This window comes from Nonomuraea muscovyensis (assembly GCF_014207745.1).
GTDB lineage: Bacteria > Actinomycetota > Actinomycetes > Streptosporangiales > Streptosporangiaceae > Nonomuraea > Nonomuraea muscovyensis.
Window position 1 is genome coordinate 1,596,724 of record NZ_JACHJB010000002.1, and the last position, 20,771, is coordinate 1,617,494.

Annotated in this window: 20 protein-coding genes; 9 read left to right on the top strand and 11 right to left on the bottom strand. The window is 73.2% G+C overall.

Going from position 1 to position 20,771, the window contains the following annotated elements; translation table 11 throughout:
• Window positions 1-19 precede the first annotated feature (19 nt).
• Window positions 20-1,048 (top strand): glycerophosphodiester phosphodiesterase, encoded by a 1,029-nt coding sequence (locus FHU36_RS24135; RefSeq protein ID WP_312891780.1) that lies wholly within the window; start codon window positions 20-22, stop codon window positions 1,046-1,048.
• Window positions 1,049-1,121: 73 nt separating this feature from the next.
• On the opposite strand, the gene FHU36_RS24140 is transcribed toward FHU36_RS24135, so the two are convergent.
• Entirely contained in the window at window positions 1,122-2,162 is a 1,041-nt protein-coding gene (locus FHU36_RS24140) for a LacI family DNA-binding transcriptional regulator (protein ID WP_185086165.1), read from the bottom strand.
• 135 nt (window positions 2,163-2,297) lie between these two features.
• Between FHU36_RS24140 and FHU36_RS24145 the strand changes: the two genes are divergently transcribed.
• The 3 genes from FHU36_RS24145 to FHU36_RS24155 all read left to right on the top strand — a co-directional run bounded on the left by FHU36_RS24145 (window position 2,298) and on the right by FHU36_RS24155 (window position 4,914).
• A complete protein-coding gene (locus FHU36_RS24145) occupies window positions 2,298-2,906 on the top strand; it encodes an AAA family ATPase (protein WP_312891781.1) in 609 nt (202 codons plus the stop codon).
• Between the two features lie 94 nt (window positions 2,907-3,000).
• A complete protein-coding gene (locus FHU36_RS24150; RefSeq protein WP_185086167.1) occupies window positions 3,001-3,537 on the top strand; it encodes an NUDIX hydrolase family protein in 537 nt (178 codons plus the stop codon).
• A gap of 66 nt (window positions 3,538-3,603) precedes the next feature.
• Window positions 3,604-4,914, top strand: a complete 1,311-nt coding sequence (locus FHU36_RS24155; RefSeq protein WP_376774152.1) for an ArsB/NhaD family transporter — start codon at window positions 3,604-3,606, stop codon at window positions 4,912-4,914.
• Window positions 4,915-4,935: 21 nt separating this feature from the next.
• Here the strand turns inward: FHU36_RS24155 and FHU36_RS24160 are convergent, their stop codons facing one another.
• The 4 genes from FHU36_RS24160 to FHU36_RS24175 form a co-directional block, all read right to left on the bottom strand.
• Window positions 4,936-5,589, bottom strand: coding sequence for a class I SAM-dependent methyltransferase (locus FHU36_RS24160; RefSeq protein ID WP_185086168.1), 654 nt, complete (start codon window positions 5,587-5,589; stop codon window positions 4,936-4,938).
• A gap of 239 nt (window positions 5,590-5,828) precedes the next feature.
• Complete coding sequence (locus FHU36_RS24165) at window positions 5,829-6,308, bottom strand: hypothetical protein (RefSeq protein ID WP_185086169.1); 480 nt, start codon at window positions 6,306-6,308, stop codon at window positions 5,829-5,831.
• Between the two features lie 136 nt (window positions 6,309-6,444).
• Window positions 6,445-7,818, bottom strand: a complete 1,374-nt coding sequence (locus FHU36_RS24170; RefSeq protein WP_185086170.1) for a hypothetical protein — start codon at window positions 7,816-7,818, stop codon at window positions 6,445-6,447.
• A gap of 75 nt (window positions 7,819-7,893) precedes the next feature.
• A complete protein-coding gene (locus tag FHU36_RS24175; RefSeq protein WP_185086171.1) occupies window positions 7,894-9,726 on the bottom strand; it encodes an AMP-dependent synthetase/ligase in 1,833 nt (610 codons plus the stop codon).
• A 147-nt stretch (window positions 9,727-9,873) separates the two neighbouring features.
• Between FHU36_RS24175 and FHU36_RS24180 the strand changes: the two genes are divergently transcribed.
• Both FHU36_RS24180 and FHU36_RS24185 read left to right on the top strand, forming a co-directional pair.
• Window positions 9,874-10,050 (top strand): hypothetical protein, encoded by a 177-nt coding sequence (locus FHU36_RS24180; RefSeq protein WP_185087769.1) that lies wholly within the window; start codon window positions 9,874-9,876, stop codon window positions 10,048-10,050.
• The gene (locus tag FHU36_RS24185; RefSeq protein WP_312891782.1) at window positions 10,043-10,657 is read left to right on the top strand and encodes a trimeric intracellular cation channel family protein; all 615 of its coding nucleotides are present in this window, start codon (window positions 10,043-10,045) and stop codon (window positions 10,655-10,657) included. Before FHU36_RS24180 ends, FHU36_RS24185 begins: the two co-directional genes overlap by 8 nt.
• A 10-nt stretch (window positions 10,658-10,667) precedes the next feature.
• Here FHU36_RS24185 and yczR read toward each other — a convergent pair whose 3' ends face one another.
• The gene (gene yczR, locus FHU36_RS24190; protein WP_185086173.1) at window positions 10,668-12,098 is read right to left on the bottom strand and encodes a MocR-like transcription factor YczR; all 1,431 of its coding nucleotides are present in this window, start codon (window positions 12,096-12,098) and stop codon (window positions 10,668-10,670) included.
• Between the two features lie 63 nt (window positions 12,099-12,161).
• On the opposite strand from yczR, the gene yczE reads away from it, so the two are divergent.
• A complete protein-coding gene (gene yczE / locus FHU36_RS24195; protein ID WP_185086174.1) occupies window positions 12,162-12,800 on the top strand; it encodes a membrane protein YczE in 639 nt (212 codons plus the stop codon).
• 9 nt (window positions 12,801-12,809) lie between these two features.
• Window positions 12,810-14,606 (top strand): glycoside hydrolase family 15 protein, encoded by a 1,797-nt coding sequence (locus tag FHU36_RS24200; protein WP_185086175.1) that lies wholly within the window; start codon window positions 12,810-12,812, stop codon window positions 14,604-14,606.
• Between the two features lie 54 nt (window positions 14,607-14,660).
• Here FHU36_RS24200 and FHU36_RS24205 read toward each other — a convergent pair whose 3' ends face one another.
• On the bottom strand, window positions 14,661-15,617 hold the full coding sequence (locus tag FHU36_RS24205) for a hypothetical protein (protein WP_185086176.1): 957 nt from the start codon (window positions 15,615-15,617) through the stop codon (window positions 14,661-14,663).
• Between the two features lie 41 nt (window positions 15,618-15,658).
• On the bottom strand, window positions 15,659-16,555 hold the full coding sequence (locus FHU36_RS24210; RefSeq protein WP_185086177.1) for a S66 peptidase family protein: 897 nt from the start codon (window positions 16,553-16,555) through the stop codon (window positions 15,659-15,661).
• A 54-nt stretch (window positions 16,556-16,609) separates the two neighbouring features.
• Here FHU36_RS24210 and FHU36_RS24215 point away from each other — a divergent pair, with 54 nt between their 5' ends.
• Window positions 16,610-17,527 (top strand): sulfotransferase family protein, encoded by a 918-nt coding sequence (locus FHU36_RS24215; RefSeq protein WP_185086178.1) that lies wholly within the window; start codon window positions 16,610-16,612, stop codon window positions 17,525-17,527.
• Here the strand turns inward: FHU36_RS24215 and FHU36_RS24220 are convergent.
• The 3 genes from FHU36_RS24220 to FHU36_RS24230 all read right to left on the bottom strand — a co-directional run bounded on the left by FHU36_RS24220 (window position 17,499) and on the right by FHU36_RS24230 (window position 20,665).
• A complete protein-coding gene (locus FHU36_RS24220) occupies window positions 17,499-19,385 on the bottom strand; it encodes an ABC transporter ATP-binding protein (RefSeq protein WP_185086179.1) in 1,887 nt (628 codons plus the stop codon). The genes FHU36_RS24215 and FHU36_RS24220 overlap by 29 nt on opposite strands.
• Window positions 19,386-19,495: 110 nt before the next feature.
• The gene (locus FHU36_RS24225) at window positions 19,496-20,329 is read right to left on the bottom strand and encodes an enoyl-CoA hydratase/isomerase family protein (RefSeq protein ID WP_185086180.1); all 834 of its coding nucleotides are present in this window, start codon (window positions 20,327-20,329) and stop codon (window positions 19,496-19,498) included.
• 120 nt (window positions 20,330-20,449) lie between these two features.
• Complete coding sequence (locus FHU36_RS24230) at window positions 20,450-20,665, bottom strand: helix-turn-helix domain-containing protein (RefSeq protein ID WP_020547488.1); 216 nt, start codon at window positions 20,663-20,665, stop codon at window positions 20,450-20,452.
• Window positions 20,666-20,771 lie beyond the last annotated feature (106 nt).

Consider the following 20,771-nt stretch of genomic DNA (forward strand, 5'->3'; position numbering starts at 1 on the left):
GGACGGTACGGTCGCCCTTGTGCCGTCCGCTTCCGCTTCCGCCGCCGAGGGGCGCGGCCGGGCTCCCCTGGTGATCGCGCACCGCGGCGCCAGCGCCCACCGCCCCGAACACACGCTCCTGTCGTACGAGGCCGCCATCGCGATGGGCGCCGACTATCTCGAACCCGACCTCGTCGCGACGAAGGACCACGTGCTGGTGGCCCGGCACGAGAACGAGATCTCCGGCACCACCGACGTGGCCGGCCGCCCGGAGTTCGCCGGCCGGCGCACGACGAGGACCATCGACGGCCGGCGGGTCACCGGCTGGTTCACCGAGGACTTCACCCTCGCCGAGCTGAAGACGCTGCGGGCCCGCGAGCGCGTCCCCGAGCTGCGGCCGGGCAACACCGCCTTCGACGGGCTGGCACAGGTGCCGACGTTCGAGGAGGTCGTCCGGCTCGCGCGGCGCCACGGCGTGGGCGTCTACCCGGAGACCAAGCACCCGAGCCACTTCGCCGCACTCGGGCTGCCGCTGGAGGAGCCGCTGCTGGCGGTCCTGGAGGCCTACGAGATGCGCGAGGTGTTCATCCAGTCGTTCGAGACGGCGAACCTCAAGGCGCTGCGCACCCGGACACGGCTGCCGCTGATCCAGCTCGTCCCCGTCGCGGGCGCCCCCTACGACCGGGTGGCGGCCGGCGACCCGCGCACCTACGACGACATGGTGACCCCGCAGGGGCTGCGCGAGGTGGCCGCGTACGCCGACGGGATCGGCGTCGACACGCGGCGCGTCGTCCCCGCCGATCCGGACGGGCGGCTGCTGGAGCCGACGACGCTCGTCGGCGACGCGCACCGCGCGGGACTCCAGGTGCACGTGTGGACGATCCGCAACGAGAACTCCCAGCTCCCCCTCGACCACCGCCTGGGCGACCCGGCCGGCCCGGAGTTCGCGCGGGCGACGGGCGACGTGGCGGGCTGGCTCGCCCGGCTCCTCGACCTTGGCGTCGACGGCGTGTTCTGCGACGACCCGGCGATGGGAGCGGCCGTCGTCGCCCGGCACCGCCGCCGGTAGGCGGCCGGCCATCACCCGCGCCTGCCTGGCCCGACCCCTGCCCCGCCCGCCCATCCGCCCGCCCGGGGCCGGGTCAGCGGGGGGTGCCGCCGGGGGCGCCGGTGCTCTCGCGTACGACGAGGTCGGGCTCCACCATGCGCCGCGGCTCGCGCTCCTCCCCCGCCATGCGGTCGAGCAGCAGGTGGAAGGCGAGCCGGCCGACCTCGCGGAAGTCCTGGCGGACGGTGGTCAGCGGCGGCCAGTAGTAGGCCGCCTCCGGGATGTCGTCGAACCCGACGACGCTCACGTCCTCGGGCACGCGCCGGCCGGCCTCGCGCAGCGCCCGCAGCACGCCCAGCGCCATCTGGTCGTTGGCCACGAAGACGGCCGTGACCGACGGGTCCTCGGCGAGCCGTCTGCCGAGCTGGTAGCCGGCGCGCGGGCTCCAGTCGCCGCGCAGCGGCTCCGGCACCGGCCGGCCCTCGGTCTCCAGCACGCCGCGCCAGCCCTCGATGCGGTCGCTGGCGTCGATCCAGTCGACCGGGCCGCCGAGATGCCAGACGGTCTCGTGGCCGAGGCTGAGCAGGTGCCGGGTGGCGCGGGCGGCCCCGGCGCGCTGGTCGACCGTCGCGACGGGCACCGGGATGCCCTCGCCGGCGTCGACGGCGACCACGGGCAGGTCGGGCGGCAGGTGGCGCAGGCCGTCGCTCGCCGACTCGTGGGGGGCGACGATGATGACGCCGTCGACCGACTGCGAGCGCAACCGGTGCACGGCCTCCTCGATCGACCTGCGGCTGAGCGCGCTGAGGCTGGCGATGCTGACGGTGTAGCCGCTGAGCCGGGCCGTCTGCTCGATGCAGTAGAGGGTGGAGGCGGGGCCGTACAGGGTGGTGTCGATGCTGACCACGCCGAGCACGCCGGACCGGCCGGTCACGAGCTGCCGGGCCGCCGTGTTGGGCCAGTAGTCGAGCTCGCGGACCGCCGCGAGCACGCGGGCCCTGGTCTCGGCGCGCACCCGGTCGGGCGCGTTGAGCACCCGCGAGACGGTCATCGCCGACACCCCGGCCAGTGCGGCGACGTCGCCGAGCACCGCGGGCCTGGACCGCGGTTTGGGATCGCCGGGACCGGCTGCCATGCGTTCACCCCCACTTCGTGGCGATAACGCTAACAGGCACGCCGCCTCTTCGCGTCACCCTCGGGTGCGCCCGCTTGGTGCGGGATGCCCGATCTGACCTATACTGCGTCGCCCAGGCGGCGGGAGGTCGCGATCGTGGTTGTCTCGGTACCGGCAGTCCCGCCGACGGCCGGAACGCTCCGCTACCCGGCGGGTGCGCTGGTGATCCTCACGGGGCTGCCCGGCGCCGGCAAGTCCACCCTGCTGCGCCGCCTGTACGGCTTGGACGGCACCGAGGACGTGCCCGTGGCGGTCGGCGGGGTGACGGTGATCGACTCGGCCCAGTCGCGCGCGTGGTGGGGCGGCAGGCCCGCCTGGGCGCCCAAGCCGGTGCGCACGGCCCTGGTGTTCGCCACCCACGTATGGCGGATCCGGCGGGCGCTGCGGGCGGGGCAGGCGGTGGTCGCGCACAACCGGGGCTGCGGTCCGGTCGTGCTGCGCGCCTTCGCCTGGCTGGCCGGCCGTTCGGGTGCGGCCTTCCACCTGCTGTTGCTGGACGCCACCGCGGAGGCGGCGCTCGCCGGGCAGCGGGCCAGGGGTCGCGTGGTGCCGGCGCGGACGTTCGCGGCACACCGGCGGCGCTGGGCGGCGCTGGTGACGCGGGCGCGGTCGGGGCTGCACGCCCCGGCGGCGGGCGCGCACGTGCTGGACCGCGCGGCGGCGGATCTCCTCGTGAGCATCGACTTCGACGGCGCGGCGCCGTAGCCGGGAGCACGGCACGACCAGGCGGGGCAGCGCGGGGACCGGGGCGGGCGAGGTGGTCCCGCGTGGGGCGGCCGGGGGCAAGTACGATCAGCGAATGACCGAAATGACCGAAACAGCGTCCGGTTGGCTCTCTCCCGAGGAGCTGGAGTCGCTGCGGGGCCGCATGCCGATCCTGTACGTGGACGCCGTGCCGGTGCGGGTCGACGACACGGGCACCGTCACCCACGTCGGCCTGCTGCTGCGCATCGCCCCGGACGGAACCGTGAGCCGGGCCCTGGTCTCGGGCCGGGTGCTCTACCACGAGCGGGTACGCGACGCGCTGCTGCGCCACCTGGAGAAGGACCTCGGCCCCGTGGCGCTGCCCAACCTGCCGCCGTCGCCGGCGCCGTTCACCGTGGCGGAGTACTTCCCGACGCCGGGCGTCACGCCGTACCACGATCCGCGCCAGCACGCCGTGTCGCTGGCGTTCATCGTGCCGGTGCGGGGCGACTGCCGGCCCCGGCAGGACGCGCTGGACCTGGTGTGGTTCACGCCGGAGGAGGCGGCCTCGCCGATGGTGCAGCAGGAGATGACCGGCGGGCACGGGGTGCTGCTCAAGCAGGCGCTCGCGCACGTGGGTCGCCTGCCGTAACGCGGCGCTCGACAGGGTGCGGTCAGGTGAGCCGGCGAGTCTCGTCGGCGCGTTTTCGTCGTTTCCGTGTACAGACGGGCGGAGGGCTTCTTGGACACGCTGGCCTGGGTGAGCGTGGCGGTGTTCCTGGGCGCGTACGCGCTGATCGCTTCCGAGAGGGTGCATCGGGTCGCGGCCGCGCTCGGCGGCGCCGGGCTCATGCTGGCGATCCACGCCACCGACGCCGGTGCGGCGTTCTTCTCCGAGCACTCCGGGATCGACTGGAACGTCATCTTCCTGCTGCTCGGCATGATGATCATCGTGGGGGTGCTCAAGCAGACCGGCGTTTTCGAGTACCTCGCGATCTGGGCGGCCAAGCGGGCGCGGGGGCGGCCGTTCCGGCTCATGGTGCTGCTGGTGGTCATCACGGCGGTCGCCTCCGCGCTGCTCGACAACGTCACCACGGTGCTGCTGATCGCGCCGGTGACGTTCCTGGTGTGCGAGCGGCTGGCGGTCTCGCCGGTGCCGTTCCTCATCGCCGAGGCGATGGCATCGAACATCGGTGGTGCCGCCACGCTGGTGGGTGACCCGCCGAACATCATCATCGCCAGCCGGGGCGGTCTGACGTTCAACGACTTCCTCGTGCACATGGCGCCGATGGTGATCGTGCTCATGGTGGTGTTCGTCGGGCTGTGCTGGCTGATGTTCGGGCGGGGTTTCCACCACGACCACGAGCGGGCGGCGGCCGTGATGGCGTTGGACGAGAAGGAGGCCATCTCCGACCGGCGGCTGCTGTGGCAGTCGCTGGCCGTGCTGGGCCTGGTGATGGTCGCGTTCGTGTTGCACCCGGTGCTGCACTACGAGCCGTCCGTGGTGGCGTTGCTCGGGGCGGGCATGCTGGTGGCGGCCACCAAGGTGACGACCGAGGACGCCATCGCCGAGGTGGAGTGGCCCACGCTGGTGTTCTTCGCCGGGCTGTTCGTCATGGTCGGCGCTCTGGTGGAGACCGGCGTCATCGAGCAGATCTCCCGGGCCGCCGTCGAGGCCACCGGGGGGCGGCTCGCTCTCACCACGATGGGCCTGCTCGGCGGTTCGGCCGTGATCTCGGCCGTCGTGGACAACATCCCGTACGTCGCGACCATGAGCCCGATCGTGGCGGAGCTGGTGGAGGCGAGCGGCGGTGAGCAGGCTCAGGTGCTGTGGTGGTCGCTGGCGTTCGGCGCCGACCTCGGGGGCAACGCGACCGCCGTCGGGGCGGCGGCCAACGTGGTGGTCCTCGGGATGGCGGCGCGCAACGGGACGCCGATCAGCTTCTGGCAGTTCACCAAGTACGGCCTGATCGTCACGGTCGTGACGGTCACGCTGGTGGCGCCCTACCTGTGGCTGCGCTACCTGTGAGACTCCGGCCGGCGTCGCGGGTCAGGCGGCGGCGCCGGGGTGGTGCTGGTAGACCGCCACGGAGAACGGGCGGGGCGAGGTGTCGTGCACGTGGTGGGCGATCCGCGACATCGCCCCGTCATCCTCCACGAACCGGTGCAGCCGCTCGGCCTCCGGCCACGGGTGCACCATGACGAGGACCCCGCCGGGGGCCAGCACGCCGGTGAGCCGCTCCGACGCGCGCCGCAGCCGGTCTGGCCGGCCTACGTAGTAGAGGGTCTCCGCGCAGAAGACCAGGTCGAAGTCGCGGCCCGTGGCGAGGGTGACGAGGTCGGCCTGGACGAGCGCAGTCCGGGCCGCCGCCCCCCTGGTCCGGTCGCGGGCCCGCAGCAGCGCCCGGTGGGAGATGTCGATCGCCATGATGTCGGCCTGGGGGTGCGCCGAGGCCAGCAGCCCGGTGAAGACGCCCTCGCTGCAGCCCACCTCCAGGATCCGCCGGTACGCCCTGGCCGGCACCTGGCCGAGGGTGGCCTCGTACTTGTGCCGCTCGTAGCCGTCGGTGCCCAGCCGCCACGGGTCGGGGCTGCGGTGCCACCAGTCGAAGTAGCGCCGCAGCACCTCCCCCTGCCCGCGCGGGGACAGCAGGGAGACCGTCCTGAAGAAGGCCCGGTGCATGATCTCGGGAAGCTGTGCCACGACGGTTCCACCCTCCGGCCGAGGTACATCTCCCCTCGAACCTAAGCCGCCCACCCTCCGTCCGTCATCGTTCCCCGGACCCACGGACGATATGGCACTGGAGGAGGAGAGGCCGCACGCCGCCCCGAGCGGGCGGCGGTGATGGCTCGGCGGTGAGGAGGGGCTCGGTGAGGGGCGCCGGAACGCGGAACGCCCGGCTCCCGTGGCGGGAGCCGGGCGTGCGGCCTGCGATCGCCGGATCAGTGGTGGCGGCCGACGACCTTGACCCAGTCGGTGCTCTCGGCCGGCTCCAGCCCGTGGGAGCCGTCGAAGACGGCCCGCCACGTGCCGGAGGTGTACGCGCGGGCGGTGGTGTGGAAGTAGCCGTCGCCGCTGGTCCGGACGGTGTCCACGTAGTGCCACCGGCCGCTGTGGCTCGGCTTGAAGAGGATGGTGATCCGCTTGTGGCCGAGCCGGTGCCACGATTCGGAGTCCGAGCAGTCGTCGGCGTGGTGGACGGAGACGAAGCCGCTGATGTAGTCCTCGTCGCACTGCACCGACAGCTTGCCCTCGAGGGTGAGCGTCTTGCCGCGCCAGACCGGCTCCGGGTTCGCGTCGAACTGGAGCCGGGTGTAGCCGCCGTCGTAACCGGGATCGGCCAGCGCCGGAGCGGCGGCGGCTCCCACCACGGTGACGCCGAGGGCGGCCGCCGCCAGGCCGGTGGCGAGTCGTCGCATCATGATCGAAGTTCCTTCCCCGTGTGGACGCGCTCCGGGCGGAGCTCGTCAACACCAAAGATGTGTAAAAGGGAAGAAAAGTTGCAGTAAAAAAGATCACGATTCGGCCACATCAGCTGCGGCGGCTGTCCGGCCGGGCTCAGCCCCGGTGGCCGCCCATGTCGTAGACGCGGGACAGCGCCGGGGCGTAGTCCTCGGTGCCGGCGAAGCGGACACGCCACTGGCCGCCCGCGTGGCCCCTGACCGTCCTGGTGAAGGCGCCCGCCTCCCCCGTCTCGGTGGCGGCCACCTTCTCCCACGCGCCCGAGGAGTCGGCGCGCCAGAGGATCTCGACCGGCTGCTCGGCGTACGGCGCGTAGTCGGCGTGGCCGCGCGGCCCCACCCGGGTCAGCACCCCGCTCAGCCGCACGTGGGAGGAGCCCTGCGACTCGCCGAAGCGCACGGACGCCAACCTGGTCTCGCGGCGCAGCTGGAACGTGGTGGTCTTCGTGTCGCTCGCGCCGGCCGCGTTGCGCGCGGTGGCGGTGATCGTCCACGTGCCGGCCGGGTAGAAGCGGTTGAGGCCCTTGTCCGGCAGGAAGCGCCAGGTCTCCCATCCCTCGGCACGGCCCCGGCTCAGGGCCGCGCCACCGGTCGCGCCACCGGTCACGGCACGGGTCGCGGCACTGGTCGCCGGCCCGGTGGGAGTGGCGAGGCGGGTCGCGTGGTTGGGCCAGGCGGCCGGTCCCATCTCGCCCTGCCGGTCACTTCGCCCCCCGGGGACATGCGCGGGGACATGCGCGCGACCGGGGCGCACCGGCCAGCGCGACAGCGGCCACTCCGTGCTCGGCCGCCGCCCGGAGGGCCGCCCGCCGAGAGGGCCTCCAGGAGCCTTGCCCACGGCCCCGACTGCCTTGCCCGGCCTGCCGGTGACGGCCTTGACCATGGGGCCCGAGCCGTGCGGGAACGGGGCCGGACCGATGGCGGGCAGGGTGGTGGCCCGGGGCCGGGAGGGCACGTGCTGGACGGGGATCGACGTGGCGGGCGCGGGCCGTACGAGCGCCGGGTCGCCGGGCTCGACCTGCGCGGGAAGCGTGGACGGCCCCGGGGCGGGGACGGCCGGCGGACGGGGCTGGGCGGTGTCCGGAGGAGCCGCCCCCGAGTCGTCGGCGAGCTGCGGCGGCTCGCCGGGCTCGACCTGGACGGTCACCCCCTCCTTGCCCTGGGCCCCCTTGGCGATCACGTCGATCACCAGGCGGATCGAGTTCCCCGGCCCCACCACGGGGTCGGCCGGCCGGACGAGGATCTCGCGGATCGCCAGTTCCGTGGGGGCCGGGGCCGTCCCGCCCGACCGGACCACGGTGGTCGTGGCGGTGGTCGTCGCGGTGGTCGCGGTGGTCATGGTGGTGGTCGCGGAGGCGAGCCCCGAGGGAGCGGAGGACGTGAGGGTGTGCCCGGTCGCGGCGGAGGAAGCCGGCGCGGGCACCGTGAGCGCCCCCGCCGCGAGCGAGACGAGTACGAGTCTTCTGGTCATGACACTCGACGCTAGGAACCGCCCGGTCATGACGAGGTCCAGGACACACGCCCCGGTTGGCAAAACGGCGCGCGGTCAGCCGGCGTAGAGGCCCTCGATGACGTCGGCGTACTTGGCGTGGATGACCCGCCGCTTCAGCTTCAGGCTCGGGGTGAGCTCCTCGGTCTCGGCCGTCCACTCGGTGCCGAGCAGGGCCCACCTCTTGATCTGCTGGACCCGGGCGAGCTTGGCGTTGGCCGCCGCGATGGCCGCCTCGACCTCCTTGAGCACCTCCGGGTGCTCGGCCAGCTCGGCGAGCGAGCCTTCGATGCCGCGCGCCGCCGCCCAGCCGGGCGCCACCTCGGCGTCGAGGGTGAGCACGGCGACGGGGAAGGGCCGGTTGTCGCCGTAGGCGAGGGCCTGCCCGATGAGGGGGTGCTCCTTGAGGTGGTTCTCGATGCCGGCCGGGGAGATGTTCTCGCCGCCCGAGGTGATGATCAGCTCCTTCTTGCGGTCGACGACGCGGTAGAAGCCGTCGTCGTCGACGGTGCCGATGTCGCCGGTGTGCAGCCAGCCGTCGGCGTCGATCAGCTCGGCGGTGCCGTCGGGCCGGTTGAGGTAGCCGCGCGTGTTGAGCGGGCTGCGGGTGAGGATCTCGCCGTCCTCGGCGATGCGCACCTCGGCGCCGGGCTCGGCCCGGCCGACGCTGCCCAGCCGGTAGCAGTCGGGGCTGTTGGCGGTGAACGCCCCGGTCGTCTCCGTCATGCCGTACACGTCGATGACCTTCAGCCCGAGGCCGGCGAAGAAGCGCTGCACCTCGCCGGGCAGCGGCGCGGCGCCGGTCGCGGTCCACCGGGCGCGGTCGAAGCCGATCATGCCGCGGATGATCGACAGCAGCGACTGGTCGGCCTGCTCGAACGCGGCCTGGATCTCCGGGGTGACGGTGTTGCCGTGCTGGCCGGCCTCGACGTGGGCGAGTCCCGCCGCCATGGCCCGGCGGACGGCCTCCTGCTGCTCCTGCGGCTGGGTGGCGAGGACGGCGAGCAGGCGGGCCATCATCTTCTCCCACACGCGCGGCACGCCGAAGAACAGCATCGGCCTGACCTGGCCCAGCGTGGCACCCAGGTTGGCCAGGTCGGTGCAGAAGTGCACGTGCGACGCCTTGGCCAGCGGCAGGTAGAGGCTCAGCACCCGCTCGGCGATGTGCGCGTAGGTGAGGTAGGAGATCTGCGTGCCCAGCTCGGGCAGCGAGGTCATCCGGTTGGTCGCCTCGACCTCGTAGAGCACGTTGTGGTGGGTGAGCGGCACGCCCTTCGGCATGCCGGTGGTGCCGGAGGTGTAGAGGACGGTGACCACGTCCTCGGGCGTGACCGCGCGCCAGCGCGCCTCGACGGCGCCGGGGTCGGTGGCAAGCGCGGACCGGCCGAGGGCGAGGAAGTCGTCCCACGCCAGGAACCGCTCGTCGCCGGGGGCGCCCTCCAGCATGATGACGCGGCGCAGGCCGGGCAGCCGGTCCAGCACCGGCTCCCAGCGAGCCAGGTCGGCGGGCCCGCCGAGGACCGCGTACCGGGCGCCCACGTCGTCGGCCACGAACGCGATCTGCTCCGGCGCGAACGTCGAGTAGACCGTGCAGCCGACGCCGCCCGCGTGCACCGCGCCGAGGTCGGCGAGGACGTGCTCGCTGCGGTTGACCATCATCAGCGCCACCGCCTCGCCGGGCCGCAGCCCGAGCGCGGCGAAGGCGGCGGCGATCTCCAGGACCCGCTGCCGCGCCTCGGCGTAGCCGAGCGTCGCCCAGCCGCCCTCCACCGGGTCGGAGTAGGCGGGTGCGCCGGGGTGCCGCTCGGCGACCTGCCGGAGCTGCTCGCACACGGTACGGCCCGCGATCAGGCTCTCGATCTCGGCCCGGACCTCGAGGACATCGGCCATGCCACCGCCTCCTGTCAGTATTCACTTGCGCCAGGGGCATGCATCGCACCACACGACCGGGATAGCGGCAAGACCCTGGCGGCAAACCGGCGCGACGAGCACGTAAAGTGAGGACTCGGGGGCGAAGCGTGACGCCGGGGGTGCGCCATGACGAACGAACGGACCTTCTTCGGGCACCCGTGGGGCCTGGCGACGCTGTTCGGCACCGAGATGTGGGAGCGCTTCAGCTGGTACGGGCTGCGCGAGATGATGGCCGAGCACCACGTGCCGGCCCTGCCTGAACCGGGCGGCGGGCCATCCGGTAGTAATGACGAACGTGCCTGAGCTTCTCGACCTCATCGGGATCTTCGTCTTCGCGCTGTCGGGCGCGCTCATGGGCGTACGCAAGCGGCTCGACGTGGTCGGCATGGCCGTGCTCGCCGAGATGACCGCGCTGGGCGGTGGCGTGGTGCGCGACCTGGTGCTGAACGTCCGGCCGGCCGCCTTCCAGAGCGTCGGCTACGTGCTGGTGCCGCTGGTGGCCACGGCGATCGTCTTCTTCTGGCATCCGCACGTGGCCCGGGTGATGCCGGCGATCCTCGTGCTGGACGCGGCGGGCCTGGGGCTCTTCTGCTCCGTCGGCACGCTCAAGGCTCTGGAGTACGGGTTGAGCCCGCTGCACGCGACGCTGCTCGGCGTCGCCACCGGGGTGGGCGGCGGCATGCTGCGCGACGTGCTGGCCGGAGAGATCCCGACGCTGCTGTACGACCGGCAGCTCTACGCGGTGCCGGCGCTGGTCGGCTCGGCGATGATGGCCGGGCTGTCCGCGATGGGCCTGCACGGCTGGCCGGTGACGCTGGCCTCCGCCGTGCTGGCCTTCGGGCTGCGCATCGCGGCGATGCGGTTCAGGTGGCGCGCCCCGCTGGCGAGGGGGGTCGCCCCGCCGGAGTGACCGGGCCGCCTCACACCATCGCGGCGAGGGAGTCGGGCGGGCGGGCCGCCCCGGAGGGTCCCCGTTCGCGGGCCGTGGCGATGCGGGCCACGGCCTCCCGCAGCACCGGCGGCGCCAGCGTGTACGGCAGGCGCAGGTAGCCCTCCAGCGTGCCCTCGACGCCGAACCACGGCCCCGGCGCCAGCCGGACGCCGTGCCCGGCGGCGGCCTCGGCGAGGGAGACGGCCGAGCCCTCGTCCAGCCGCACCCACAGGGTGCCGCCGCCGCCCGGCACGGTGAAGTCCCAGCCGGGCAGGTGCTCGCGCAGCGCGGCCACGAGCGCCTCGCGGGAGGCGCGCAGGGTGCGCCGGCGCTCGGCCCGGGTCTCCTCGATCCGGTCGAACAGCCGGGTCACCACGAGCTGCTCCAGGACGGGGCTGGCGATGTCGACGGACGCCCGGTGCAGGGCCAGCCGGCGGGCCAGCGCGGCGGTGGTGCGTACCCAGCCGATGCGCAGCCCGCCCCACCACAGCTTGGAGGCCGAGCCGATGCTGACGATCCGGCTGTCGGTGTCGAACGCCGCCATCGGCGCCGTGCGCGGCACCTCGTCCAACGCCAGCTCCGACCACGTCTCGTCGATCACCAGGGTGGTGTCGTGCCGCCGGGCCGCCCCGGCGACGGCGGCGCGGGTGGCGTCGTCCATGAGCGCGCCCGTGGGGTTGTGGAAGTCGGGCATGAGGTAGGCCACCCGGGCGGCCGACTGGCGCATGGCACAGGTGAGCAGGTCGAGCTGCCAGCCCTCGTGCGAGATGCCGACGGGCACCAGCCGGGCGCCGCGCAGGCGGGCCGCGTCGATGGCGTGCGGGTAGGTGGGCGACTCGACGAGCACGGGGTCGCCGGCGCCGAGCAGCAGGCCGGTGACGATCTGGATGGCGTGCTGGGAGCCGGTGGTGACGAGGATCTGCTCGGGCCTGGTGGCCACGCCGCGGGCGGTGTAGCGGGCGGCGATCCGCTCGCGCAGCACGGGCAGGCCCATCGGGTAGTAGCCGTTGCCCATGGCGTACCTGGGGAGGTCCTCGACCGCCTCGGCCATCGCCTCGCGCAGCGCGGACGGGGCGGGCGGGGCGGCGGCGTGCAGCTGGATCAGGCCGTCGGCGCCGGTGGACAGCCACGGGTTGTCCACGGTGGAGGCGGGGTCGGGCAGCGCGGTCCAGCTGCCCGAGCCCTGCCGGCTCTCCAGGTAGCCGCGCTCGCGCAGCAGGTCGTAGGCGGCGGTGACGGTGGTGCGGCTGACGCCGAGGGTCTGCGCCAGGTGCCGCTCGGCGGGCAGGCGCATCCGGACGGGGATGCGCCCGTCCATGATGAGTGCCCGTACGGCGTCGGCCAGCGCCCGGTAGTACGGCCGCGCCTGCGGCGGCACGTCCACGAGCCGGGCCATCTGCGCCGCCCCCACATGCCTCATGAGGCCACTTTTCAGGATTGGACCTGTTTTCGCAAGCCAGTGGCCTGCCACTGTGGGTCCACTATGAGCGAAGCCACACTTCCGTACGCCGAATCCCTGCCCGCCCGCCTGCTGCGCCTGTACGGCGGCCTGGCCCTGTACGGCGCGGGCATCGGCCTGCAGGTGGAGTCCGGGCTCGGCAACAACCCCTGGGACGCCTTCCACCAGGGCCTCGCCGGGCGGGCCGGACTGTCGATCGGCGCCGTCATCATCGTGGTCGGCGCTCTGGTGATGCTGGTGTGGATCCCGCTGCGGCAGCGCCCCGGCGTCGGCACGATCAGCAACGTGGTCTTCGTCGGATTGTTCGCCGACGCCGCGATCCTGCTGCTGCCCACGCCTTCCCACTGGACGCTGAGCTGGCTCTTCCTCCTGCTGGCCATCGTGTCGATCGCGCTGGCGACGGTCCTGTACATCGGCGCGGGCATGGGGCCGGGACCCCGCGACGGCCTGATGACGGGGCTGGTGCGCCTCGGCCTGTCGGTCCGGCTCGGCCGCTTCCTCATCGAGGTCACGGTCCTGGCCGTGGGCTGGCTGCTGGGCGGCACGGTCGGCGTGGGCACCGTCGTGTTCGCCGTGGCCATCGGCCCGCTGACGCAGGCGTTCGGCCGCTGGTTCCCGATGGAGGCGGCGCCACGGGTCGGCAGGGACCGCCCCGCCGAGTAGCGTCAAGGCATGCGGATCGAGGACTACGCGCTCATCGGGGACATGCAGTCGGCCGCCCTGGTCGCCAGGGACGGCTCGATCGACTGGCTCTGCCTGCCGAGGTTCGACTCCCCCGCGTGCTTCGCGGCCCTGCTCGGCGGCGAGCGCAACGGTCACTGGTGGCTCGGCCCCACCGGCCGCCGGCCCGCCGACCGGCGCCGCTACCGCCCCGACACGCTCATCCTGGAGAGCGAGTGGGACACCCCCACCGGCACGGTCCGCGTGATCGACTTCATGCCACCGCGCGACGTCAACCCCGACGTGGTGCGCATCGTCGAGGGCGTGTCGGGCACCGTCGAGATGTCCACGCAGCTCCGGGTGCGCTTCGACTACGGCAGGATCGTGCCGTGGGTGCGCCGGACCGACGGCCACCTGCAGGCGGTCGGCGGACCCGACTCGGTGTGGCTGCACTCCCCCGTCCCCCTCAAGGGCGGCGACTACGCGCACCGCGCCACGTTCCGCGTCGAGGCGGGCCAGCGCCTGCCGTTCGTGTTCACCTGGCATCCCTCCCACGAGCCGATGCCGCCGCAGATCCACTGTGAGACGCAGCTCGCCGAGACCGAGGCCATGTGGACCGAATGGGTGCGCCGCTGCAGCCACCAGGGCCCCTGGCGCGACGCCGTGGTGCGCTCGCTCATCACGCTCAAGGCGCTCACCTACGCCCCCACCGGCGGCATCGTGGCCGCCCCCACCACCTCCCTGCCGGAGGATCTCGGCGGGGTGCGCAACTGGGACTACCGCTTCTGCTGGCTGCGCGACGCCACGATGACGATCGACGCGCTGATCGGCAACGGCTACCTCGACGAGGCCGCCGCCTGGCGCGGCTGGCTGCTGCGCGCCATCGCCGGCCGCCCGCAGGACCTGCAGATCATGTACGGCGTGGCGGGCGAGCGCCGGCTGCCCGAGATGCAGCTCGACTGGCTCGACGGCTACGCGCGTTCACGGCCGGTCCGGATCGGCAACGACGCGGTCAACCAGCTCCAGCTCGACGTCTACGGCGAGGTGATGAGCTGCCTGCTCCTGGCCCGCGACTCCGGCCTGCCGGTCGACCACCGCGCCTGGTCCATCCAGCGCGAGCTGGTCACCTACGTCGAGGAGCACTGGGACGAGCCCGACGAGGGCCTGTGGGAGGTACGCGGCCCGCGCCGCCACTTCACCCACTCCAAGATGATGTGCTGGGTCGCCCTCGACCGGGCGGTCCGCAACGTCGAGCGTTTCGGCGCGACGGGGCCCGTGGACCGGTGGCGGGCCACCCGCGACGCCATCCACGCCGAGATCTGCGCCAAGGGCTACGACGCCCGCCGCAACACCTTCACCCAGTCCTACGGCTCCTTCGAGCTGGACGCGGCGCTGCTGCTGATGCCGATCGTCGGCTTCCTGCCGCCCGACGACCCGCGCGTGGTCGGCACGGTGGCGGCCGTCGAGAAGGAGCTGATGGCCGACGGTTTCGTGCTGCGCTACCCGGTGGCCGCCGACAACGACGTCGACGGGCTGCCGGGCGGCGAGGGGGCGTTCCTGGCGTGCAGCTTCTGGCTGGTGGAGGTGATGGCCATGCAGGGGCGCAAGGAGGAGGCACGGGAGTTGTTCGAGCGGCTGCTGTCGCTGCGCAACGATGTGGGGCTGCTGGCCGAGGAGTACGACCCCCGCTATGACCGGCTCGTGGGCAACTTCCCCCAGGCGTTCAGCCACGTGCCCCTCATCCACGCGGCACGGGCCCTGTCCGACGACGCGCGCCCGGAGGGCACGCTGTCCGGCGGCACGCCGTAGGGCCGGTCCCGCCACGGAGGATGCGCCGTAGCGCGGCGCGGGCACGCGCGCGGGTCAGGCGGCGAGGCGGGCGAGCACGCGCGCGAACTCCGGCGGCGGCGCCACGACCAGCCGCGTCTGCCCGCCGTGCAGCACGATGTCGGCCTTGATGAGCCGCAGGCGCCCCTCGTGCCACCAGTAGACCTGCGCGCTGAGCCCGCCGGTGCGCGCGGCGTGCACGCGCAGCCGCTCGATGGCGCGCACCGCGCCGATCCCGGTCACGGGGTAGACGAGCAGCGTGTACGGGTCGGGCAGCACGGCGAGCACGCCGTCGGCGGGCACCGGCAGGTAGTCGGCGAGCCAGCGCAGGTGTGTGGCCGTGGACGGGCCCTCGCCGGTCAGGCGCGAGACCGGGGTGCCCGAGAGGTGGATGTCCTCCACCGACAGCCGCTCGCGCCGGACGTTCGAGGCGGCCATCTCCAGCGCCCGGCCCGGCGCCACGGGCCAGCAGCCCGCCTCCTCCGGGCGCACCAGGCGGGAGCCCACGGTCAGCAGCTCCACCAGGTCGGCGTTGAGGTGGCGGCCCACCACCCGGGTCAGGTCGGGCACCTCGTCGACGGCCTCGACCCGGGTGCGCAGCGACGGCCCCGCCTGGGCGAGGTCGCACACGTCGAGCGGGTCGCCGGCGACGGCGACGGCGTGGGTGAGGTGCTCGGAGACCAACATGGGCCAGTCCTCCCTGGTCCGCCGCCCGGCGACGCGCCGCAGCCCGGTCAGCCGTACGACGATCTCCCGGCCGCGCTCCCCGTCGCGCCGCACGGCGTCCAGCGCGCCGGGGCCCGGGCCGAGACCGTCGGGGTCAGGGACGTCGGGGCCCGGGTCGGGCGCGGGGGCGAGGGTCAGGGAGTGGCCGTCGACGGCGAAGGCGCAGTTGTAGCCCCGGGATTCGGCGACGAGCGCGAGCAGTGAGTCGAGGTCGATGTCCTCGGCCGCCCTGTGCGAGGGCTTCCGATCGCGTCTGAGCCAGGCCACGCGCACGCCTCCCCATGTCCGTTTCGTCCCGGTATGTCTCTCTACCTTGCCTGGTCGCCGTCGCGGAACAGACCAGCCAGCGAGCACGATTCGGTATCGATAACCCCAAGCGTCCCAAGCCACACACTCAGCTGGGGTGATCCGTGCCCAACGGGCAGGCCGGCCAGGATCGGCACTCCCAGCGGGGCCAGCCGGTCGCGCAGCACCGGGTAGGGATCGCCGCAGTCCACCCACGAGCCGAGCGCGACGCCCCGCACACCGTCGAAGGAGCCGGCCTGCAGGAGCTGGGTGAGCATCCGGTCGATCCGGTAGGGCTCCTCGCCGATGTCCTCCAGCAACACGATGCGCCCGGCGAACGACGGCTGGTAGCGGGTGCCGCACATCGAGGCTAGCAGCGACAAATTGCCGCCCGCCAGTAGTCCTTCGGCCCGGCCCGGCACGAGCACCCGGTCGCCGGTCACCGGTGGCGGCGCGCCGAACAGCGCCTCCCGCAGGTGCTCGAACGACCGCGGCTCCGGCTCGCGCTCGTCGGCGATCGTCACGCAGGCGGGCATCGGCCCGTGCAGGGTGGGCACGCCCAGCTCGGCGGCGAAGGCGTGGTGCAGCGCCGTGATGTCGCTGGAGCCGAGGAGGACCTTCGGGCCGGCCGCCCGCATGGCGTCCCAGTCGAGCAGGCCGAGCAGCCGCGCCGCGCCATAGCCGCCCCTGGAGCAGAACACCGCGGACACCGCCGGATCGCACCAGGCGGCCTGCAGGTCGGCGGCGCGGTCGGCGTCGGAGCCGGCCAGGTAGGGCAGCTCCTGCCGGTCGAGCACCCGCCCTCCGACGACGACCTTGAGCCCCAGCCCCTGCTCCAGGCGCTCCACACCCCTGCTGAGCAGGGCGGCGTCCGGGGGGCCCGACGGCGAGACGACGGCGACGGTGTCACCAGGCTGCATAGATCGACTCCTTGGCTCGGCCACCCGCCAAACGGTGTCACACTTGCATGTCGTATGCGACTTCCGCCCCACATCCTCGTGGTCAACGGCATCAAGGTCCGCAGGCCGGTCTTCCTGCTGGGAGCCCCGCATTCCGGCGCGGACCTGCTCGGCCGCGCCCTCAAACGCTCCCCCGGCTTCCATCTGACGATGGGCCGCCCGTGCGTCGCCCACGTCGTGTACGCCTTCGCGCGCAAGCCGTCGATCGGCGAGGGCTCGGGAGCGGTCCGGGTGCTGCGCGACGCCCTGGCCGAGTCGTGGCAGGTGCTGCGCGGCTCCTGCGGGCAGTGCGCCGAGCCGTGCCGGGAGGCGGGCGGCGTGACGGCCGGCGGCCCGTGCGTGGCGCCCGGCTCGGTGACGAGGTTCGGCGACGCGAGCCCCGACCTGCTCTACTCCGCCCCGGTGCTGCTGCGGGCCTTCCCCGACGCGCGGTTCGTGCAGCTCATCCGCGACGGCCGCGACGTGGTGGCCGACATGCTGGGCGACCCGGCGTGCCTGGCGTGGTTCAAGCCGGCGATGCTGAGCGAGCACACCGAGTTCCCCAACGCCTTCCTCGGCGTCAACCGCGACGAGCACGTCGAGAAGTGGAAGGGCATGCCGGTGGCGGGCAAGTGCGCGCTGCGCTGGCGCAGCGCGGTGCGGCTCAGCGCCACGCTCCGCCGCGACCTGCCGGAGGACCAGCTCCTCACCGTGCGCTACGAGGACCTCGTGCTCAGGCCGGCGCGGGCGGTGGAGACCCTCGCCGGCTTCCTCGGCAGCCGCGTGTCCAAGGTCGCCCTGTACGGCAGGGGCGACCTCGGAGACGACCCTGCCCTGGACGGCCGGGGCGGCGAGCCCGGCTCGTGGCGGGCGCGGCTGCGGCCCGCCGACCTGACGCTGGTGGAGAAGGTCGCCAGGCAGGAGCTCACGAGGCTGGGCTACCTCCCGAGCTGAACTGGGTGCGGTGCAGCTCGGCGTAGAGTCCGCCGCGGGCCAGCAGCTCCTCGTGGCCGCCCCGCTCGGCGACGTGGCCGTCCTGGACGACGAGGATCTCGTCGGCCTCGCGGATCGTGGCCAGCCGGTGGGCGATGACCAGTGAGGTGCGCCCGGCCAGGGCGGTCTTGAGCGCTCGCTGCACGGCCGCCTCCGACTCCGAGTCGAGGTGGGCGGTGGCCTCGTCGAGCACGACCACGCGCGGCGCCTTCAGCAGCAGTCTGGCCAGCGCGAGACGCTGCTTCTCGCCGCCCGACAGGCGGTGGCCGCGGTCGCCCACGACGGTGTCGAGGCCGTCGGGCAGGCTCTCGACCAGGTCGGCGATCTGCGCGGCCCGCAGCGCCTCCCACAGTTCCTCGTCGCCGGCCTCGGGCCGGGCGTAGCGCAGGTTGGCCTCGATCGTGTCGTGGAACAGGTGGGCGTCCTGGGTGACCACGCCGACGGTGTCGCGCAGCGAGGCGAGCGTGGCCTCGCGCACGTCGAGCCCGTTGAGGCGGACGGCGCCCTCGGTGGCGTCGTACAGCCGCGACACCAGCGAGGTGATCGTGGTCTTGCCCGCGCCGGACGGGCCGACGAGCGCGACGAGCCGACCGGGGGCCGCGGTGAAGGACACCCCTTCCAGCACCGGGTGGGAGGGGCCCGTGTCCTGCTTGGCCACCGACTCCAGCGAGGCGAGCGACACCTCCTCGGCCGCCGGGTAGCGGAAGCGGACGTCGTCGAACTCGATCGTCACCGGCCCGGCGGGCACCGGCACCGCGTCGGGCCGCTCGGCCACCATCGGCTTCAGGTCGAGCACCTCGAAGACGCGGTCGAAGCTGACCAGCGCCGTCATGACGTCCACCTGCACGTTGGACAGCGACGTCAGGGGGCCGTACAGGCGCATCAGCAGCGCCGCCAGGGCGACGAGCGTGCCCAGCTCGAACACGTCGCCGACGGCCAGCACGCCGCCGATGCCGTAGACGAGCGCCGTGGCGAGCGCGGCGACCAGGCCCAGCGCGACGCGGAAGAAGGTGCCGTACATGCCGACGGTGACGCCGACGTCGCGCACCCGGGCGGCCCGCGCGCCGAACAGCGCGGCGTCGTCCTCGGGCCGGCCGTAGAGCTTGGCGAGCATCGCACCGGCCACGTTGAACCGTTCGGTGGTGAGGGAGCTCATCTCGGCGTCGAGCCTCATCTGCTCGCGCGTGAGCGCGGACATGCGGCGGCCCACCCACTTGGCGGGAACGACGAAGATCGGCAGCAGCACGAGTGCGACCAGGGTCACCTGCCACGACAGCACGAGCATGGCGCCGAGCACGATGACCAGGCTGATGACGTTGGACACGACCGCCGACAGGGTGCTGGTCAGGGCACGCTGGGCGCCGATGACGTCGGTGTTGAGCCGCGAGACGAGCGCCCCGGTCTGCGTCCGCGTGAAGAACGCCACCGGCATGCGCTGGACGTGGTCGAACACCTCGGTGCGCAGGTCGTAGATGAGACCCTCGCCGACCCGGGCGGAGAACCACCGCTGCACGAGCGTGAGACCGGCGTCGACCAGCGCCAGCACCGCGATGGCGACGGCCAGGCCGACGACGACCCCCGGCCGCTTGGGCAGGATGCCGTCGTCGATGATGGCCTTCATCAGCAGCGGGTTGGCCACGACGATGACCGCCCCGGCCATGACCAGCAGCAGGAACGCCGTGATCTGCCGCCCGTGGGGCCGGGCGTAGCGGGCGATGCGCCGGACCGTGCCGGGCCGCAGCCGTTGCTTGGTGACGGAGTCGTCGCGCCGCAACGAGGCCATCACCTGCGGGCCGAAGCCCGATCCCATCATCGCCATCCGGGGTCCTCCTCCCCGGTGTGAGCGCTCGGGGTCATCGCCGTGTTCCCCCGTCAGCTCAGCGCGAAACCGTGCGCGTCCCGCCCGCCGTCACGGGGTCGCCGCCCGGCTCAGGAGGCGCCGCCGAACAGCGCCTTGAGGCGCAGCGCCTGCTCGGCCCGCTCGGCCGCGCACTGCTCCTCCAGGGTGCGCCCCGCCGCGCCCTGGAGGAGTCGCTTGGTCGCCGCCGCCGCGTCCCGGTTGGTGGACAGCAGCTCGGCGGTCTTGTCCCGGACGGCACCCGCCAGCTCGTCGCGGGTGACGACACGCTCGGCGAGGCCGATGCGCAGGGCCTCGCCGGCCTCCACGGTCCTGGCGGTCAGGCAGATGTCGATCGCCTTGGCCAGGCCCACGAGCTCCACGAGCGGCTTGGTGCCGGTCAGATCGGGCACCAGCCCCAGTGCGGGCTCCTTCATGCAGAACTTGACATCGTCGGCCACGATGCGCAGGTCACAGGCGAGCGCGAGCTGGAACCCCGCGCCGACGGCGTGACCCTGCACGGCCGCGATGGAAACGATCTCGGGGCGGCGCAGCCACAGGAAACCCTGCTGGGCCTGCCGCACTGTCTGCTCGAACGACGCGCCGTCGAGCCGGGCGGCCGAGCCGAACGAGCCCTGTCCGGGCACTCCCTCCGGTGTGAACATGCGCAGGTCGATCCCTGCCGAGAAGGACGGTCCCTCACCTCTCACGACGACGACGCGCACCTGCTCCGGCAGGTTGTCGCCGATGCGGGCCAGCCCCGACCAGGTGGCGAACGTCTGTGCGTTCCGCTTGTCCGGCCGGTCCAGCGTGATCGTCGCGATCTCACCGTCCACCTCGTAGCGCAGGCCGATCTCCGCCAATGTCTCGGCAGAGACGTCCTCCGTGTACCCCCCGCGCTCTCGCGGCGCCTTTGCTTCCGCCATCGCCCGCTCCTTCATCACTGAACCGTCGCGCCCGAGCTTACAGAACTTCATTCTGGGCTCGGGCGCGACGGCTGGCTGACTAGGGACGAGCGGCTGCGGTCGCACGTTCCGAGGCGGCCGTCAGCGCTTGGACTTGCCTCGGGTAGCCCCTCCGCGCCCGCGCAGAGTCACGCCGGACTCGCTCAGGATGCGGTGGATGAACCCGTAGGACCGACCGGTGGAAGCGGCCAGGGCGCGGATGCTCTCACCCGCGGCATAGCGCTTCTTGAGATCGCCGGCCAGTTTCTCCCGGTCGGCCCCGGTCACCCGGGTGCCCTTCTTCAGTGTCTCGGCCACGAGTACCTCCTGTAGTGCCGGACTTCCGCAGCGTTACTCCGCCATGATCAGTCATTTCAGCGGGATCGGCTACCTACTCCACGGGAAAAGATCCGTACCCACCCAA